At 65.6% G+C, this 16,917-nt stretch carries 16 protein-coding genes and 1 riboswitch; of the genes, 10 read left to right on the plus strand and 6 right to left on the minus strand.

What is annotated here, in order from left to right:
- The first annotated feature begins 127 nt into the window (after positions 1-127).
- The 3 genes from speB (at position 128) to HGO92_RS17820 (ending at position 3,762) form a co-directional block, all read left to right on the plus strand.
- A complete protein-coding gene (speB, locus tag HGO92_RS17810; RefSeq protein WP_240974726.1) occupies positions 128-1,252 on the plus strand; it encodes an agmatinase in 1,125 nt (374 codons plus the stop codon).
- Between the two features lie 2 nt (positions 1,253-1,254).
- Positions 1,255-2,970: a thiamine pyrophosphate-binding protein gene (locus tag HGO92_RS17815; RefSeq protein ID WP_346769006.1), complete on the plus strand. Its 1,716-nt coding sequence runs from the start codon at positions 1,255-1,257 to the stop codon at positions 2,968-2,970.
- Positions 2,971-3,084: 114 nt separating this feature from the next.
- Entirely contained in the window at positions 3,085-3,762 is a 678-nt protein-coding gene (locus tag HGO92_RS17820) for a DUF4190 domain-containing protein (protein ID WP_169997188.1), read from the plus strand.
- A gap of 96 nt (positions 3,763-3,858) precedes the next feature.
- Here HGO92_RS17820 and HGO92_RS17825 read toward each other — a convergent pair whose 3' ends face one another.
- On the minus strand, positions 3,859-4,689 hold the full coding sequence (locus tag HGO92_RS17825; protein WP_169997190.1) for a FadR/GntR family transcriptional regulator: 831 nt from the start codon (positions 4,687-4,689) through the stop codon (positions 3,859-3,861).
- Between the two features lie 160 nt (positions 4,690-4,849).
- On the opposite strand from HGO92_RS17825, the gene HGO92_RS17830 reads away from it, so the two are divergent.
- From HGO92_RS17830 to HGO92_RS17855, 6 genes are all read left to right on the plus strand, one after another.
- The gene (locus HGO92_RS17830) at positions 4,850-6,139 is read left to right on the plus strand and encodes an ABC transporter substrate-binding protein (protein WP_346769007.1); all 1,290 of its coding nucleotides are present in this window, start codon (positions 4,850-4,852) and stop codon (positions 6,137-6,139) included.
- Between the two features lie 78 nt (positions 6,140-6,217).
- A complete protein-coding gene (locus tag HGO92_RS17835) occupies positions 6,218-7,171 on the plus strand; it encodes a carbohydrate ABC transporter permease (RefSeq protein ID WP_240974727.1) in 954 nt (317 codons plus the stop codon).
- Positions 7,171-8,085, plus strand: coding sequence for a carbohydrate ABC transporter permease (locus HGO92_RS17840; RefSeq protein ID WP_169997192.1), 915 nt, complete (start codon positions 7,171-7,173; stop codon positions 8,083-8,085). The genes HGO92_RS17835 and HGO92_RS17840 overlap by 1 nt, the downstream gene beginning before the upstream one ends.
- Positions 8,086-8,107: 22 nt before the next feature.
- Positions 8,108-9,253 (plus strand): galactonate dehydratase, encoded by a 1,146-nt coding sequence (gene dgoD, locus HGO92_RS17845; RefSeq protein WP_169997194.1) that lies wholly within the window; start codon positions 8,108-8,110, stop codon positions 9,251-9,253.
- Entirely contained in the window at positions 9,253-9,912 is a 660-nt protein-coding gene (locus tag HGO92_RS17850) for a bifunctional 4-hydroxy-2-oxoglutarate aldolase/2-dehydro-3-deoxy-phosphogluconate aldolase (RefSeq protein WP_240974728.1), read from the plus strand. Before dgoD ends, HGO92_RS17850 begins: the two co-directional genes overlap by 1 nt.
- Positions 9,913-9,914: 2 nt before the next feature.
- Positions 9,915-10,868, plus strand: a complete 954-nt coding sequence (locus HGO92_RS17855; protein WP_346769008.1) for a sugar kinase — start codon at positions 9,915-9,917, stop codon at positions 10,866-10,868.
- A 33-nt stretch (positions 10,869-10,901) separates the two neighbouring features.
- Here the strand turns inward: HGO92_RS17855 and HGO92_RS17860 are convergent, their stop codons facing one another.
- Positions 10,902-11,330, minus strand: coding sequence for a very short patch repair endonuclease (locus HGO92_RS17860; protein ID WP_169997196.1), 429 nt, complete (start codon positions 11,328-11,330; stop codon positions 10,902-10,904).
- Positions 11,331-11,471: 141 nt separating this feature from the next.
- Between HGO92_RS17860 and HGO92_RS17865 the strand changes: the two genes are divergently transcribed.
- The gene (locus tag HGO92_RS17865) at positions 11,472-12,338 is read left to right on the plus strand and encodes a methylenetetrahydrofolate reductase (protein ID WP_169997198.1); all 867 of its coding nucleotides are present in this window, start codon (positions 11,472-11,474) and stop codon (positions 12,336-12,338) included.
- A 144-nt stretch (positions 12,339-12,482) separates the two neighbouring features.
- Here HGO92_RS17865 and ligM read toward each other — a convergent pair whose 3' ends face one another.
- From ligM to HGO92_RS17885, 4 genes are all read right to left on the minus strand, one after another.
- The gene (gene ligM, locus HGO92_RS17870; protein ID WP_169997200.1) at positions 12,483-13,889 is read right to left on the minus strand and encodes a vanillate/3-O-methylgallate O-demethylase; all 1,407 of its coding nucleotides are present in this window, start codon (positions 13,887-13,889) and stop codon (positions 12,483-12,485) included.
- 21 nt (positions 13,890-13,910) lie between these two features.
- Complete coding sequence (fdhA, locus tag HGO92_RS17875; protein WP_169997202.1) at positions 13,911-15,128, minus strand: formaldehyde dehydrogenase, glutathione-independent; 1,218 nt, start codon at positions 15,126-15,128, stop codon at positions 13,911-13,913.
- A 93-nt stretch (positions 15,129-15,221) separates the two neighbouring features.
- On the minus strand, positions 15,222-15,623 hold the full coding sequence (locus tag HGO92_RS17880; RefSeq protein ID WP_169997204.1) for a GlcG/HbpS family heme-binding protein: 402 nt from the start codon (positions 15,621-15,623) through the stop codon (positions 15,222-15,224).
- A gap of 212 nt (positions 15,624-15,835) precedes the next feature.
- Positions 15,836-16,645: a M23 family metallopeptidase gene (locus HGO92_RS17885; RefSeq protein ID WP_169997205.1), complete on the minus strand. Its 810-nt coding sequence runs from the start codon at positions 16,643-16,645 to the stop codon at positions 15,836-15,838.
- Positions 16,646-16,650: 5 nt separating this feature from the next.
- A riboswitch (cyclic di-AMP (ydaO/yuaA leader) is annotated at positions 16,651-16,832 on the minus strand.
- Between the last annotated feature and the right edge of the window lie 85 nt (positions 16,833-16,917).

The following is a 16,917-nucleotide window of genomic DNA, read 5'->3' on the forward strand; positions in this document are numbered from 1 at the left end:
GTCAGGCTATACACGCCCCTTTCCTGTTGGCCAGAAGCCGACCGGTCTTGACTGAGACGCTGACCACAATTAGCCTATTTCAAAACACTTGATGCTTATTGGGCAACTTTTTCTCAGGAGAGACCACATGGAAGAACTCCGCGTCGAGGCCAACGGCAAGCTCGGCCCCATCGATTCATCCCGGATTCCGCGCTTTGCCGGCGCCGCCACCTACGCCCGTCTCCCGCGGCTGGACCAGGTGGCCCACGCCGATGTCGCCGTCGTCGGTGTTCCCTTTGATTCCGGGGTTTCCTACCGCCCGGGTGCACGCTTCGGCGCCAACCACGTCCGTGAAGCCTCGCGGTTGCTGCGCCCTTACAACCCGGCGTGGGACGTGAGCCCGTTCGAGAGCCTGCAGGCTGCCGATGCCGGCGACATGGCGGTCAACCCGTTCAACATCAACGAGGCGATCGAGACCATCCAGCAGAACGCGCTGGATCTGACCGAAAATGGCACCAAGCTCATCACGCTCGGCGGGGACCATACCATCGCCCTGCCGCTGCTGCGCGCCGCCGCGGAGCGCGCCGGCCAGCCGGTGGCCATGCTGCACTTCGACGCGCACCTGGACACCTGGGACACCTACTTCGGCGCCGAGTACACCCACGGCACCCCGTTCCGCCGCGCGGTGGAGGAGGGCATCCTGGACACCGAGGCCATCTCGCACGTGGGCACCCGCGGCCCGCTCTACGGCAAGAAGGACCTCGACGACGACCACCGTTTCGGCTTCGGGATCGTGACCAGTTCCGATGTCTACTACCAGGGCGTCCGCGAAGTGGTGGCCAAGCTGCGCGACCGGATCGGCGACCGCCCGCTCTACATCTCGGTCGACATCGACGTGCTGGATCCTGCCCACGCGCCCGGCACGGGAACGCCCGAGGCCGGCGGCATGACCAGCCGCGAACTGCTGGAGATCATCCGCGGCTTCCGCGGCATGAACCTCATCGGCGCCGACGTCGTGGAAGTGTCGCCGGCTTACGATCATGCGGAAATCACCGGCGTCGCCGCCAGCCATGTGGCCTACGATCTGTTGACGCTGATGGCCGCGAACGCCGCGGACAGCCAGAACAACGACGGCGGCGCTTCCGTTGGCCGCGGTGCTTCCGTTGCACGCGGGGGAGCGGACCAGCGCGACGCCGAGGCGCAGGGTGGCGATACGCCGCCGCACGGGGATCCGTTGGCCGCCAACGCCCTGCGCGGTGGGGAAGGCTCCTGATCGTGACGGCACCCAGCACCAGCGGGACCAGCGCCGGTGAAACAATCGTCGCGGCTCGCAACGGCGGGGACCTCGTCGTCGAAACCCTGAGCGCCCTGGGTGCAACCACCGTGTTCGGCATTCCCGGCCAGCACGCGCTCGGCCTCTTCGATGCCCTGAGCCGGTCCAACCTGCACTTTGTTTCTTCCCGGGTGGAGAACAACTCGGCCTTCGCCGCGGACGGCTTCTCGCGCGCCACCGGCGACGTCGGCGTGCTCTTCCTCTCCACGGGACCGGGTGCGCTGACCTCGCTGGCCGGACTGCAGGAGGCCTACGCCACCGGCGTGCCGATGGTGGTGGTGGCCAGCCAAATTCCGCTGGAAGGGCTCGGTGCCCGGCGCAAGGGCATGCTGCACCAACTCGATGACCAGAAGGCCTCCGCCGCCAATGTCACCAAGAGCCAGCGGCTGATCCAGCACGCCTCCGGCATTCCGTCGGCGATCCAGGACGCCTGGACGGAGGCCATTTCCTCGCCGCAGGGCCCGGTCTGGGTGGAAGTGCCGCAGAATGTCCTGCTCGATCCGATTATGGTCCCGCCCGTTGAGGATGCGCTCGCCGAAGCATTTGATAATCCGCCGCGTACCGAGCTGGTGAAGGAAGCGGTGAAGTGGCTCGCTTCCGCCGAACGCCCGGCCATCATCGCCGGTGGCGGGGTGCGCCGGGGCAGGGCAGAGCCGTGGCTGCGCTCCATCGCGGAAAAGCTGCGCGCTCCCGTGGTCTGTTCGCCGGGCGGCAACGGGGCTTTCCCCTGGCAGCATGAACTGTCGCTGCAGTCCTGGGTGGAGGACCGGTACGTCACCGATGTCCTGGAAGACGCCGACGTGCTGGTGGTGGTCGGCTCCTCGCTGGGCGAGGTCACCAGCAACTACTTCACCTTTGAACCGCGCGGCAGGATCATCCAGATCGACGCCGAACCCAGGGTGCTCGAATCCAACAGGCCGGCTTTGGGGATCCGCGCCGACGCCGGCCAGGCGCTGCAGGCGCTGGACGAAGCGCTGATCGCCTCGGCCCGGCCGGAAACGGAACCGGCGTTCTCGCCCGACTGGCACGGCAAGACACCGGAGCAGCTGGTGAAGGAAACCCTGGCCAACGTGCAGGCGCGCCTCGATGCCCAGGACCTGGCCAAGGAACGGGCTTTCATGGCCGACATCCGCGAGGCTGTTCCGGATGGCATGCAGACCTTCTGGGACATGACAATTTCCGCGTACTGGGCGTGGAGCTGCTGGGACTCGCGCGACGGCCAGTTCCACTCGGCGCAGGGTGCCGGCGGGCTCGGCTTCGGCTTCCCGGGAGCGCTCGGCGGTTCGGTCGGCCTCGCCAGCAAGGGACTGCCGGCACGCGTGCTGGCCGTTTCGGGCGACGGTTCTGCAATGTATTCCATCAGCGAGTTGGCCACCGCCAAGCAGCACAATCTCCCGGTCACCTGGCTGATTGTCGACGACGGCGGCTACGGTATCCTGCGCGAATACATGGAGGACGCCTTCGGGCAGGCCACCGCCACCGAACTCGCGCGGCCGGACTTCGTGAAGCTGGCCGAAGCCTTCGGGGTTCCGGCTCGCCGGGTGGAGCCCGGGAACGTCCGCCAGGCCCTCGAGGAGAGCTTTGCGGCGGAGGGTCCCAACGTCGTCGTTGTTGAGACGTTGCTCAAGATGTTCGCCCCGACGCACCTGGCAACCTGAGGGAGGCTGGAAAGAACTCCCCATCGAGGACTTCCGGAGGTTCGGTTAGACTCGGCGGAGGGGGCGGCGATCGATGCTGCTTCCGCATCACCCGCATCTAGCCCAGGGGAATCCTTGTCTAACCAGTCTCCCGAAAATCCGTCGAACCAGCCGCAGGAAGGTGCAGACCAGCCCGCCGCGAACTACCCGTCGAACCAGCCTTACGGCCAGGCGCCGCAGCAGAATTCACCGTATGGCCAGTACCCGGACCAGGGTGGCTACGGCTACCAGGCGTCGGTGCAGGAGAAGAAGGGCCTGGCCATCACGGCGCTGGTGCTCGGCATCGTGGCCATTGTGCTCGGGGTGATCCCGGGTATCGGCGTCGTCAGCTTTATCCTTGGCCCGCTGGCGATCATCTTCGGCATCATCGCGCTGGTCAAAAAGCAGAAGAAGGGCCTGTCCATCACGGGCATTGTCCTGGGCGCGCTCGGCGTGATCGCAGCCATCGTCATCACCTCGATCATCGCCATGTTCTTCACCCAGGCGGTGGGTGAGCACACCGTGCAGTACAAGGTGACCTCGGAGGGACCTGCAGGCGTGGTGTACTTCGACGGCGCCCAGCCGGTGGAAGAGCAAATCGACGGGGTCTGGGAGGAAGAGATTTCCTACACCGGGCTCCCGATTGGCGCTGTCAGCGTCACGTCCGAAAGCGGCACCGTGACCTGCGAAATCATCATGGATGGACAGAGCGCCGCCACGAACTCCGGCAGCGGCCAGGTTGAGTGCGCCTCGGGTGACGAGTTCGCCCAGTAGGCGCAAGGACCATCAGAATGAGCAGCCCCTCCCGCGCTGGAGGGGCTGCTTTTTTGTCGTTCCGGGGAGTGGTCCGGACGGTCGCCCGGTCTGGTCTTATTCGCTCGGCAGCGGCTCGCCGGGATGTTCTTGTGCCCACAGGCTGCTCATTTCCTCGATGGCCTGCTGCATGATGCGCAGCATGGCTGCGTGTGCCTCATCCGGCTTGCGGCGCTGGATGGCGCTGGCGACGTCGGCATGCAGTTGCAGGGCCTCGTCGCTGGGATGGTGCGGCATGAGCCCGTACTGGGTCCGGCCGGAGAGCACCTCAGCGACCAGTGAATCCAGCTTGGTGAACATTTCGTTGCCCGAACTCTGCAGCACCAACCGGTGGAACTCGATGTCCAGGGCGAGGAACTCCTCGGAGTCGCCGGCCTGGCCCGCGGCCCACATTTTGGCCGCCAAGCCCACTAGATCCGATCCATCCGAGAGCGGGGCGCGTTGCGCGGCGAGCAGCGCGGCCTGGGGTTCGACGGCGCTGCGCAGCTCGGTGAGCGAGCGCAGCTGCTTCAGCCGCCCGTTGGTGGCCAGGCGCCAACGGATGACCAGCGGGTCGTAGAGGTTCCAGGCCGTGGCGGGCTGGATGGTCACGCCCACCCGGCGCCGTGATTCGACCAGCCCCATGGAGCCGAGGATGCTAAGCGCCTCCCGGATGACGGACCGCGACACGTGGTAGCGCTCTTCCAGCGCGTCGCTGCGCAAGACCTCGCCTGGACGCAGGCTTCCCCCGCAGATTGCCATGCCGAGCTGTTCCAGCACACGCCCCTGCAGGCCGGGCGGGCTAGCCGCCGTCGTGGCCGGTGTCGATGCAGCCGGTGTCGATGCGGCTGGCGTCGAGGCCGAGGCCGGGCTAGCCGACGCGTCGGCCGTCGATGTGCGCTCGCTCATTTTGCCGCCTGCCTCTCGCCACTCATCTTTTTAATTCAACCACGCCTCTTGAATAAGTATGATCTTAGTCACTATTGTTCAAGTAATCGGCAGATGTAAAGAGGCATCTGCTGCGGGTCCGTGAGAGTCGATCAGGGCCCCATCCAGAAACGGAGTCAGCGTGAAACGACAGAATGTAATGCGCGCTACGGCGGTGGCAGCCCTGCTCTCCCTCGGGCTCACGGCTTGCGGCAGCGGCGGCGGGGGCAGCGAAGAGGCCTCTAGCACGCTGCGGGTAACCCTGGCCAACCATGTGTGGACAGACATCATCAAGGAAGCCATTCCGGAATTCGAAGCGGAGAGCGGTCTCAAAGTAGAGCTCACCCAGCTGGGCGAAGACCAGCTGTCCGACCAGTACAACGTGAAGCTCAACGCCGGTACGGACGAGATCGACGTGATGATGTACCGGCCGCTGCAGGAGGGCAAGCTCTTCGCGCAGAACGGCTACCTGGCCGATCTCACCGAGCGGGTCGAGGGCAACGCGGAGTGGGACTGGTCCGACTTCCAGTCCGGTCCGGTGGAGGCCACCACCTTCGAGGACAAGGTGGTGGGCGTGCCGCTGATCACCGAGCGCGAGGTGCTCTACTACCGCAAGGACCTGCTGGAAAAGGCCGGCCTTGAGGTGCCCAAGACCCTCGAAGAGCTGGAGGCCGCGGCCAAGCAGATCAAGGAAGAGAACCCGGACACGGCGGGCTTCGTTGCGCGCACCGGCCGTTCGGCCGCGGTCACGCAGTTCTCCTCGTACCTGTACTCCTTCGGCGGGGACTTCATTGACGATTCCGGCAAGTCGGCAATCGGCACTCCCGAGGCCAAGGAGGCCTACGACTATTACGGCCGGATGATCCGCGAATACGGGCCGGAGAACGTCAGTACGGACATGAGCTGGCCCGAGGCCATGGCCATCTTCACCCAGGGCGGGGCCGCGTTCTACACCGAGGCGGACAGCCTCTACAAGAACGCCACGGATCCCGCCGACTCGAAGGTGGCGGAGACGGTCGGCTTCGCGCCGATGCCCGAAGGCCCGGCAGGCTCCAAGCCGTACAACGTTCCCTCCTGGGGCCTGGCCATCAATGAGGCCTCGGCCAATCAGGACAACGCGTGGAAGTTCATCGAGTGGGCCACCAGCAAGGAAAAGACGCTTGAGGTCCAGAAGGCCGGCGTGCCCGGACCGCGTTCATCCGTCTGGGAGGACCCGGAAGGTATCTCCACCTACCCGAAGGACCTCGCGGAGGCCATTGCGGTCAGCGCCGAGAACGGGGTTGGCTATGACCGCCCGCTGGTGGTCTCGGTAGCCGAGGCCCGCGAAATTGTCGGCGATCCGATCGTTGCGGCCATTACCGGCGAGGATGCGGCCAAGGCCGCGGAAGCCGCCAACACGTCGTTCGAGGCCTTCCTCGAAGACGAAAAGTAGCCGAATCAAAGGCTGACGGAGAACGACGGCGGCAACGCGCCGCCGTCGTTCTCCCACCACTCCGACCCAGGGTGAGAGATGACTGCACTATCCACTGAAACCCCGCAGCCCGGGCCCGCCCCCAAGGGACCGAAAAAGACCGGTTGGCAGGCCTATTCGGACTGGGCCAACGACCACCGCAAATGGCTTTTCGCCGCGCCCGCGATGGTCTTCGTGGGCATCCTGATTGTCTTCCCGCTGGCGTGGACCCTCTACCTGAGCCTGACGGATGCCTCCGGCTCCGTCCGGGCCGAATCCGACTTCATTGGGCTCGAGAACTATGCGGAAGTCCTGACCGATACCCAGCGGTTCTGGCCAGCCGTCGGGCGCACCTTCTACTTCACTATCGGCGCGTTGGCCATCCAGATGGTGCTGGGCATGTGCATCGCGCTGCTGCTCTGGCGGCCGTTCAAGGGCGAAAAGTTTGTCCGCGTGGTGATCCTGCTGCCGCTGGTGGCAACTCCCGTGGCGGTCGGCATGATGTGGCGGCTGATCCTGGATCCGAACATCGGGTTCGCCAACCAGTTGCTGAACTTCTTCGGGATCCCGGGCCAGCCCTGGCTTTCCAGTCCGGAGACGGCGCTGACCACGCTGCTCTTCGTGGATGTGTGGCAGTGGACGCCCATGGTGGTGCTGATCCTCCTAGCCGGACTGACGTCCCTGTCCGATGAGCCGGACGAGGCGGCGCGGATCGACGGCGCCACCGCTTGGCAGCGGTTCTGGTACGTGACGCTGCCGCTGATGATGCCCACGGTGATCGTGGCCGTGCTGCTGCGCGGCATCGATGCGCTGAAGACATTCGACATCCTCTATGCCACCAAGGGCAAGGGCGGCGGTTCCTTCAATGAAGTGGAAACGCTGAACATCTACGCCTACGGCCTCAGCTTCGACTACATGGACTACGGTGTGGCCTCGGCCGTGCTGATCCTGTTCTTCATGATCATCGTGGCCTGCATGTGGCTCGTGACCTTCCGCCGGAAGGGGAGCAAGTAATGAACGCCCTGACAGATACCCAACGCAACGCCACCACGGCAACCGGCGGTTCCGGCAACGGAACCGGCACCGCGAAGCCCTCCGCCCGCCGTCGTAAGCCGATCCGAACACGTGCCTACAAGTGGTTCCGGGTGGTGGCGCTGGTGGCGATTGTGCTGACCTTCCTGGCGCCGCTGGTGTGGATGCTGCTGGCCTCGCTGAAGACCAATGTGGACATCTACGACGCGTCCAAGGCGGTCTTTTTCAGCCCCACATGGGAAAACTACGACAACGTCCTGGGCCGGAACAACTACTTCACCTTCATCTTTAACAGCTTCTGGGTGGCCTTCGTGTCCACCGCGCTGTCCCTGATCATCGGCATCCCGGCTGCTTACTCGATGAGCCGGTTCGCCATGCGGCGCTCTGCGCTGGTGGTGCTGATGGCGCGCATCATTCCCGGCGTCTCGCTGCTGGTGCCTTGGTACTACGTGTTCTCGAACCTGCGGATGGTCGGCGGGTACGAGGTGCTGATCCTCTCGCACATGTTTGTGGCCCTGCCGCTGATCGTCTACATCATGATGAGCTACTTCGACTCGATGCCGCTGGAGCTGGAGGAGGCGGCGCAGGTGGACGGGCTGACGCCGATCGGCGCGTTCACCCGGATCACGCTGCCGCTGTCCGTGGCCGGTATTGCTACGGCCGGCATCCTGTCCTTCATCTTCTCGTGGAACAACTTCATGTTCGCCCTGGTGCTGTCCGGGGCCAACACCAAGACCCTGCCCGTGGCCATCTTCAACTTCGTCTCCTACGCCTCGATCGACTGGGGCGGCCTGATGGCGGCGGCCACCGTGGTCACGATTCCGATCATGATCATCGCCCTGTTCACGCAGAAGTACATCGTCTCCGGCCTGACCGCCGGCGCCACCAAGGGATAGGCAAGGGGAGGGATCGTGCCAGATGCGCATCGTCAAGGTTGAGACTTTCCTGGTGCCGCCGCGATGGCTCTTTGTCCGGATCGAGACGGACACCGGCATTGTGGGCTGGGGCGAGGCCACCTGCGAGGGCCACTCCGAAACAGTGCGGACGGCGGTCGCCCAGTTCGCGGAAGTGCTGCTGCAGACGGATCCGCTGCGGATCGAAGACCACTGGCAGGTGATGACCAAGGCCGGCTTCTACCGCGGCGGCCCCATTCTGGCTAGCGCCGTCTCCGGGATCGACCAGGCGCTGTGGGACATTGCCGGCAAGCACCTCAATGTGCCGGTCCACCAGTTGCTGGGCGGCCACGTGCGGGACCGCATCCGCGTCTACGGCTGGGTGGGCGGCGATGACCCCAACGAGGTCAAGGACCACATCCTCGAGCAACTGGACGCCGGGCTGACCGCCGTCAAAATGAATGCCTCGGGCAAAATGGGGCGGCTGGGCACCATGGCGGAGATCGACGGCGTGGTCTCCCGCGTGGCGGCGGCCCGGGAAGTTTTGGGGGAGCACCGGGACGTGGCGGTGGATTTCCACGGGCGCTTCACCTTGGCCAATGCCCGCCGCGTGGCCCCGCTGCTCGAACCGCTGCGCCCGTTCTTCCTGGAAGAACCCGTGGTGCCGGAAAACTCGCACCTGATCGGCGAGCTGGCCCGCTCCACCTCCATCCCGGTCTCCACGGGCGAGCGGCTGTACTCCCGGCAGGAATTTTTGCCCGTGCTGCAGTCGGGCATCGCCGTCGCCCAGCCGGACCTCAGCCACGCCGGCGGCATATCCGAAGTGCGCCGGATCGCGTCCCTGGCCGAGGTCTTCGATGTCCAGCTCGCCCCGCACTGCCCGCTCGGCCCGCTGGCGCTGGCCGCCTGCCTCCAGGTCGGCTTCGCCACGCCCAATTTCCTGATCCAGGAGCAGAGCATCGGCATCCACTACAACCAAGGCGCCGAGGTGCTGGACTACGTGCTGGACAAGACGCCGCTGAAGTTTGTGGACGGGCACATTGAACGGCTGACCGGACCCGGTCTGGGTATCGAGATCGACGAAAACGCGGTGCGGGTGGCCGACAAGCTGGAGCACCAGTGGCGTTCGCCGCTTTGGCGCCACCCCGACGGCTCCCACGCGGAATGGTGATGATGATGCAACCGATCCCTCTGAAACCAGACGACCTGGTCGCCGGACTGCGCGAGGCCCGGCTGCTGGCCGTGATCCGCGGGAACGACGCCGATGCCTCCATTGCTTCGGCCCTCGCCTTGGTGGAGGAGGGCGTCAAGTACCTGGAAATCGCCATCACCACACCGGATGCCCAGCGGGTGATCGAGACCGTGTGCGAGCATGCCGGTCCGGATGCCGTCATTGGTGCGGGGACGGTCCTGACCGTTGACGACGTCGCGGCGGTCCTGGGCGCCGGTGCGCAGTTCATCCTGACACCGTCGCTGGCACCGTCCGTTGCGGAAGCAGCCGAACGCGGCGTCCCGGTCATCGCCGGTGCCTTTACTCCGAGCGAGTGCTACCAGGGCATGGAACTCGGCGCCTCCGCCATCAAGCTCTTCCCCGCCTCGGCCGGCGGCCCGGAGTACCTCAAGGCGGTGCGCGATCCGTTCCCGGAGATCCCGTTCATCGCCATCGGCGGCGTGGGACAAGCCGAAGCAGTGGAATACTGGCGGCGCGGCGCGCTCGCCGTCGGCGTGGGCAGCCCGCTGGTCGGCGACGCCGCGTCCGGCGGAGACCTGGCGGAACTGCGCAACCGGGCGCGCGCCTACCTGCAGCTGGCAGCGGACGCCCGGGGCTGACGGTGGAGCCAGTTGATGTCCTGACCTTCGGCGAGTCCATGGGCTCGTTCCGCCACCCCGGCCTGCTGCGGATGGGCGGCAGTGCACAGCTGTGCCTGGCCGGTGCGGAATCCAACGTGGCCATCGGCCTGTCCCGGCTGGGGCACACGGCCCGCTGGGCCGGGCGTCTGGGGCAGGACGAGATCGGCGCCTTCGCGCTGCGGCAGCTGCGGGCCGAGGGCGTGCTGACGGATGCCGTCAGCCACGACGACCACCGTCCTACAGGATTGATGCTGCTGGAGCAGCGGACCGCGGATCTAGCCCGGGTGCAGTACTACCGGGCGGGCTCTGCCGGTTCCGCCTTGACCGTTGACCTGGTCCGGCCCGCAGTGGCGGCCGGTGCCCGGGTCCTCCACCTGACGGGCATTACCCCTGCATTGTCGGACTCTGCTGCCGAGGCAGTGCTGTGGGCGGCCCGGGCCGCGCGCGATGCCGGCATCCTGGTCTCCTTCGACGTCAACTTCCGCGCCAAACTATGGACGGCGCAGCGAGCTGCCGCAACGCTGCCCACCATCGCCGCGTGCGCCGACGTCGTTATTGCCTCGGAGGACGAGCTGGCGCTCGCGGTCCCCGAAGCTTACAACGGCGAGGCCGCGGCGGCCGCCGCACTGGCCGCTCTGGGCGTGGGCCAAGTGATCATCAAACGCGGGGCCGACGGCGCCACGGGCTGGATCGATGGGAGGCCGCATCATGTGGCGGCCCATCAGGTCGTCGTACGCGACACTGTGGGGGCAGGGGATGCCTTCACCGCCGGCTACCTGTCGGGGCTGTTGGACGAGCTCGATGTGCAGGCGCGGCTGGAGCGCGGAGCTATTCTGGGCGCGTTCGCCGTCGGCTATCCGGGGGACTGGGAGGCGCTGCCCACGCGCGGGGAACTGCGGCTGTGGGAACAGCAGGCCGGCACTACGGTGAGGTAGACGCTGCCGGACCGGCCGGCAGGAGTGCCGCGTCTAGCCCAGGAACCCGATGAGTCGTTCTTCCAGACTGCCCAGATCACTGGACTTCTTGAACTCACACTCCCACACCGTCAGCACATCCCAGCCTGCCGCGTGCAGTTCCTGCCGTTGCGCTTCGTCCCGGGCCGCGGTCCGGGACCGCTTGGCCTGCCAGAACTCGGTATTGGACTTGGGCTCGTGCTGGCCGACCTTGCAGCTGTGCGCATGCCAGAAGCAGCCGTTGACGAAAATGACCTTGCGCCGCCCAGAAAAGACCAGATCCGGCCGGCCGGGAAGCTTGGCCCCAGCGGCCGAGCCGTGCAGCCGGTACCGGTAGCCCCTGGCATGCAGCAGCCGGCGGACCACGAGCTCCGGTTTGGTGTTTTTGCCGCGGATCCTGGACATGTTGGCGCTGCGTTGCTCAGGGGTGAGCGAATCGGCCATGCACCTATTTTAAGCTGCTGGACAGCAGCGTCCCAATGGCGTGCCGCAAACCCCTATGCAGATAGTTATTGAGCGATAGAATCGAATGACTGTCGCCGGCGCCCGAGGTCCTCGGCGAGATCCGACGGAAGAAGGAATGCTATGGCTAACCCCAGTCCAACAAATCCCGACGCCGTGCGCTCGCTGCTGGAGGACTTCTCCCTGGAGATGACGGGCAAGGATGTGCCGGCGCTGGAAGAGGCAGCAGATTTCATCCCGCCGGGCACCAGGATCTCCGTGACGTTCCTCGGCAACGAAGACCTGCCGATGCGGGTCGGCGCGGCGGCTGCCGTCAAGCGGTTGGGGTTCGTCCCGGTTCCCCACATCTCCGCGCGCAGACTTGCCTCGCAAGCCGAGCTGGAAGGATTCCTCGACGCGTTGGCAACGGAGGCGGCCCCTGAGGACGTGTTTGTAGTCGGCGGTGACCCCGCCCAGCCCGAAGGGCCATATGAGGATTCACTCGCCCTCATCCGGACCGGCCTGCTGGGCCAGTACGGTTTCACACGCGTGAGCATCAGCGGCTACCCGGAAGGCCACCCCGACATCAGCGACGAGGTGCTGTGGGAGGCGCTCATGGAGAAGTACGCAGCGCTGCAGGAACTCGGTCTGGAATGCTCCATCATCACGCAGTTCGGTTTCGACGCCGACCCGGTTTTCGCCTGGCTGTCGGAACTTCGGCGGCGCGGTGTGCAGGCCCCGGTGGAGATCGGCGTGCCCGGACCCGCCGGCGTTAAGCGGCTGCTCAACTATGCGCGTCGTTTCGGTGTCGCTTCCTCCGCGGGAATTGTGCACAAGTACGGGTTCTCCCTGACGAACCTGCTCGGTACCGCCGGCCCGGACAAGATCATTACGGAGTTCGCGCAGCGTCACAACGAGGCGGAGCATGGCCGGATCCTGCTGCACTTCTATACTTTCGGCGGGCTGAAGACCACGGCGGAGTGGGTCCGCGAGTTCCGCGCCGGCGGGTAAGCGTCCAATCACCCGCCCTGCGCCGCATACCGGCGAAGTCCAGGAACGCAACGGCTGGCGGGCACCCGGCCCGCCACCCGTCGTCGTTCTTCGGAGGATTTTCCGGCGGGGCCTGGATGACTTTCCAGGCCCCGCCGGTTCCGGTTAGCTCTTCTGGCCGGAGCGCCAGCCGCCCTGGTAGTCTTTCCGGACCGTCTCGGAGTACGGCACCGGGCTGACCACGGCGCGCACCTCGAGTTGCTGGTGCGGCTCCACCGTGGTCTTGCGGGTGCCGCCGTCCGGCTCGCCCCAGATGACCTTCAGCTCCGTTCCTTCGGGCACGGACGGATCCACGGTGGCCAGCGAGAGTGCACGCCGCTCGTTGGCGCTGTAGCCGGTGAACATGGACAGGCCCACGTTAGTATCGTCCGCGTCGATCACGGCGTCGTAGTTCGAGGAGCCGTAGTTGGCCAGCGGCAGGTCGAAGTACTTGTACGGCGTGCCTTCGGTGTCGAACAGGGAGGCGAAGATCTTCGCCATATCCTCGGGGTTCCACGCCAGCGTGACCTTCTTGCGCTGGGTGGCCGGATCGATCTTCTCCAGCGCCTCGCGGCCGATGAAGTCATGGTCGAATTTCACGAACGAGCCGTAGCCTAGCTCCCACGGGGTCAGATAGTAGTCCTCGATCTTGTCCGCGACGAAGCTGCCGGCCACCGCGTTGGTCGCCTCGTAGCTGTCCGCGCCCAGCCATTCGCGGTAGGGCCGCATTTCTTCGCCGGTGTAGATTGCCGGCAGCGGGGATGGGATCCAGCCCGACTCCAGCGTGTTGGACGGGTAGGCGCGCGAGCCGACCGCCAGCATGCCGAACTCCTGACCGATCTGCAGGATCGTATCGCGGGCCTTGTCGTAGGTTTCGTACGGCCCCCATAGCTCCAGCCCGGGAGCGCCGGCCATCCCGTGGCGCAGCGTGCGGACCTGCGCGCCGGCCACATTCATATGGTCCATGTTGAAGAACTTCAGCTGCTCCACCGGGCCGCCGTTGATCTTCTCGATGATCTGCCAGGCGTTGGGCCCCTGGATCTGGAAGCGCCAGTACTTGCGCTTGACCGGCTGGCCCATCGGGCGTGACGGCGAGCGGCGGTCGACGACGATTTCGGCGTCATAGCCGCCGGTCTCGCCGTGGTAGAGCAGCCAGTTAGCCGCGGGCGCACGGCCCACGTAGATGTACTCGTCCTCGTCCTCGTGGAAGAGGATGCCATCGCCGATCACGTGCCCTGCCGGCGTCGTCGGCACATACTGCTTGGCCTTGTTGACCGGGAAGTTGGCCACGCTGTTGATGGCCGTGTCGGAAATCAGCTTCAGCGCGTCCGGGCCCTTGATGAACAGATTGTCCATGTGATGGGACTGGTCATAGAGCACGGCCGTCTCGCGCCAGGCCCGCTGCTCGCTGCGCCAGTTGGTGAATTCCGGGGCGACCACCGGGTAGATGTAGGCGCCGAGCTGGGAATTGCGCAGGAGCTCAACGGTGTTGCCGGAGGCATCCAGGACTTCCTGCAGATTCTTCGCATTCATCGTTGCTGTTCCTCTCCTCGATCAGTTCTTGATGTAGCCGTTCGGGTTCAGGACGTACTTGGTCGCGGCGCCGGCGTCGAACTCGGCGTAGCCCTTGGGCGCGTCTTCGAGCGGGATGGCCTTGGCATTGACGGCCTTGGCGATCTGGACCTTGTCGTGCAGGATCGCCATCATCAGCTGGCGGTTGTACTTCATGACCGGGCACTGGCCGGTGGTGAAGGACAGCGACTTGGCCCAGCCGGTGCCGAGGCTGATGGAGAGCGAACCGTGCTGCGCGGCTTCATCCGCCGCGCCGGGATCGCCGGTGACATAGAGCCCGGGGATGCCCAGCGCACCGCCGGCGGCGGTGATGTCCATCAGCGAGTTCAGCACGGTGGCCGGCGCCTCGTGCGAGGAGTCCTTGCCGTGGCCGCGGGCTTCGAAACCAACGGCATCGATACCGGAGTCCACTTCGGGCACGCCCAGGAGCTGCTCGATCTGGTCCTTCGGATCGCCCTTGGACACGTCCACGGTTTCACAGCCGAAGCTGCGTGCCTGCGCGAGCCGTTGTTCGTTGAGGTCCCCCACAATAACGACGGCGGCGCCGAGTAATTGCGCGCCGACCGCGGCAGCAAGGCCAACCGGCCCGGCACCGGCCACATACACGGTGGAGCCGACTCCGACGCCGGCGGTGACGGCGCCGTGGAATCCGGTGGGCAGGATGTCGGAGAGCATGGTCAGGTCCATGATCTTCTCCAAGGCCTGGTCGCGGTCCGGGAACTTCAGCAGGTTCCAGTCCGCGTAGGGCACCATGACGTATTCGGCCTGGCCGCCGACCCAGCCGCCCATATCCACGTAACCGTAAGCGCTGCCGGGGCGGTCCGGGTTCACGTTCAGGCAGATGCCGGTCTTGCGTTCCTTGCAGTTGCGGCAGCGGCCGCAGGAAATGTTGAACGGGACCGAGACAATGTCGCCGACCTTGATGAATTCGACGTCGGGTCCGCATTCGATGACCTCGCCGGTGATTTCGTGTCCGAGTACCAGGTCGGTCGGGGCGGTGGTGCGGCCGCGGACCATGTGCTGGTCCGAGCCGCAGATGTTGGTGGTGACTGTTCGCAGAATGACGCCGTGGGGAACCTTGCGGCCAATGTTGGCCGGGTTGATCCCCGGGGCGTCCCTGAGGTCGAAGGTGGGGTAGTCGGTGTCGATGACCTCGACTTTCCCTGGTCCTTTGTAGGCAACGGCTCTGTTTCCTGACACGGGGCATGACTCCTTATTCTGGACCGCACGGTGATAGCCATCACGCTAGCGGACTTCACTCACTATGGCTATAGGTACTTCGGAACGCAGCTGTCAGAGCGCGGCGGCGCCGGCCTCCGCAACGGTCTGATCCTGCTCACCGCTGCCGCCGCTGACACCAATCGCGCCGACAACCTGGCCTTCCCGGCTGAGCGGCACGCCGCCGGCGAAAATCATGATCCGGCCATGGTTGCTGGCATGGATGCCGTAGAACTGGTTGCCCGGCTGCGAGTTGTCGCCCAGGTCCTTGGTCTGGATATCGAAGGCACGGGAGGTGAAGGCCTTGTTGATAGAGATGTCGATGCTGCCCAGCCAGGCGCCATCCATCCGCACGTGCGAGATGAGGTTGCCACCGGCATCGACGACGGCGATGTTCATCGGCTGTCCGATTTCTTCTGCGCGGGCTTCGGCGGCCGCGATGATGCTGCGGGCATCGGCAAGGGTAAGGGCGTTCATTCTTGTCTCCTAGCGCTGGTTCCGCCGGCATGGCTCGACTCGATTCGACACGGCGCTGGTGCGGCTCTGCGCCAGTCCTCGGATGCGGCGGGTATGCCCCACGCTAGTCCTCTTGTCCAGTGGTGACTAGGGACAAAAAACGGGGCCACGCGGCTTGTGCCGCGCAGCCCCGTTCGGGTCTGGCCGTGGATCCGCCGAGGCGGATGTTGTGGCTAGAGGTACTTTGCCGGGTCTACTTCCGCGCCGTCGACGACGACCTCGAAGTGCAGGTGGCAACCGGTGGAATTTCCGGTGGTGCCCAGATCGGCGATGGAAGCGCCGGCCGAGACCCGTTCGCCCTGGCTGACGCCGATGCTCTGCAGGTGGTTGTAGGTAGTCTTCATGCCATTGCTGTGCTCAATGACAATGCGGTTGCCGTAGCCGGCGGCGCTGGAGGAAGCTTCGACGACCTTGCCGGCAGCAGCAGCCTTGACGTCGGTGCCGCAGGCGAGGGCGTAATCGGAGCCGTTGTGGAACTCGCCGGCTGCCCCGGTGACCGGGTTGATCCGGTAGCCGAAGCCCGAGGACTGGTTCAGGTCGGCGACGGGGGAAGCCAGCCCGCTGGCGGCAGTCTTCTTCGGAGCAGGCTTGGACTCCTTCTTCGGTTCGGCCTTCTCGACGGAGGCGGCCTTGACCTCGGTCTTCGGCTCACCCTTCCGCTCCGGGGCAGCCTTGCTGGTCACTTCGATGCGCTCGAACTTCATCTCGCTGTCCTGAGCTGCAGTCACCGGGGCCGAAGAGATGCTGGCGGCGCCGGCGGCGTTCAGGTCTTCGTTCCCGGAGACCGCCTGGGCGGTAGGAACGGCGGCCAGGGCAATGATGCCGGTGGCAGCCAGGGCGAGGCCGGCCTTCTGGGAGGCGGTGGCGGAAAAGCGGCGCTTCGACGCTCGGCGGCGGCCTTCGCTGTCATGGTTCCGCACTGCGGTCGGCAAGGAAGTATCGGTGGCGCGACGGCGTCCGCGCGCAGGCTTATTAGTGAGCAAAGGGGAGGTCCTCTCGTATGCGCCTGCGAAGTTAGCTGTCGGATTCGAGAGAGAGTTCACTCGGTTCGGTCAGCGGCAGCAATGTGCCTCGATGTTGCTGACAGAACTTCACCCCAAGGCGCCCCCAAGCGCCGTGTGTGGTTCCTCCGCCCCTGTCTGGAAAAAATTGAACGGGCTGATCCGCTGACAGGGCTAGGCGTACGGATCAGGCTCTTACCACTGGTTGCGTAAGAATGCCTTACAAAAGTATCGTGTCGGCGTGTCTTGTTACA

Origin of the sequence: Crystallibacter degradans, from assembly GCF_012952295.1 — a bacterium.
GTDB classification, from domain to species: domain Bacteria; phylum Actinomycetota; class Actinomycetes; order Actinomycetales; family Micrococcaceae; genus Crystallibacter; species Crystallibacter degradans.

Bases quoted from the DNA above. Each gene is read 5' to 3' on its own strand.
- speB (WP_240974726.1), top strand. From the start codon at position 128: ATGGAAGAACTCCGCGTCGAGGCCAACGGCAAGCTCGGCCCCATCGAT.
- HGO92_RS17860 (WP_169997196.1), bottom strand. From the start codon at position 11,330: ATGGCCGATTCGCTCACCCCTGAGCAACGCAGCGCCAACATGTCCAGG.
- HGO92_RS17825 (WP_169997190.1), bottom strand. From the start codon at position 4,689: ATGAGCGAGCGCACATCGACGGCCGACGCGTCGGCTAGCCCGGCCTCG.
- HGO92_RS17835 (WP_240974727.1), top strand. From the start codon at position 6,218: ATGACTGCACTATCCACTGAAACCCCGCAGCCCGGGCCCGCCCCCAAG.
- HGO92_RS17880 (WP_169997204.1), bottom strand. From the start codon at position 15,623: ATGAACGCCCTTACCCTTGCCGATGCCCGCAGCATCATCGCGGCCGCC.
- HGO92_RS17865 (WP_169997198.1), top strand. From the start codon at position 11,472: ATGGCTAACCCCAGTCCAACAAATCCCGACGCCGTGCGCTCGCTGCTG.
- ligM (WP_169997200.1), bottom strand. From the start codon at position 13,889: ATGAATGCGAAGAATCTGCAGGAAGTCCTGGATGCCTCCGGCAACACC.
- dgoD (WP_169997194.1), top strand. From the start codon at position 8,108: ATGCGCATCGTCAAGGTTGAGACTTTCCTGGTGCCGCCGCGATGGCTC.
- HGO92_RS17850 (WP_240974728.1), top strand. From the start codon at position 9,253: ATGATGATGCAACCGATCCCTCTGAAACCAGACGACCTGGTCGCCGGA.
- HGO92_RS17840 (WP_169997192.1), top strand. From the start codon at position 7,171: ATGAACGCCCTGACAGATACCCAACGCAACGCCACCACGGCAACCGGC.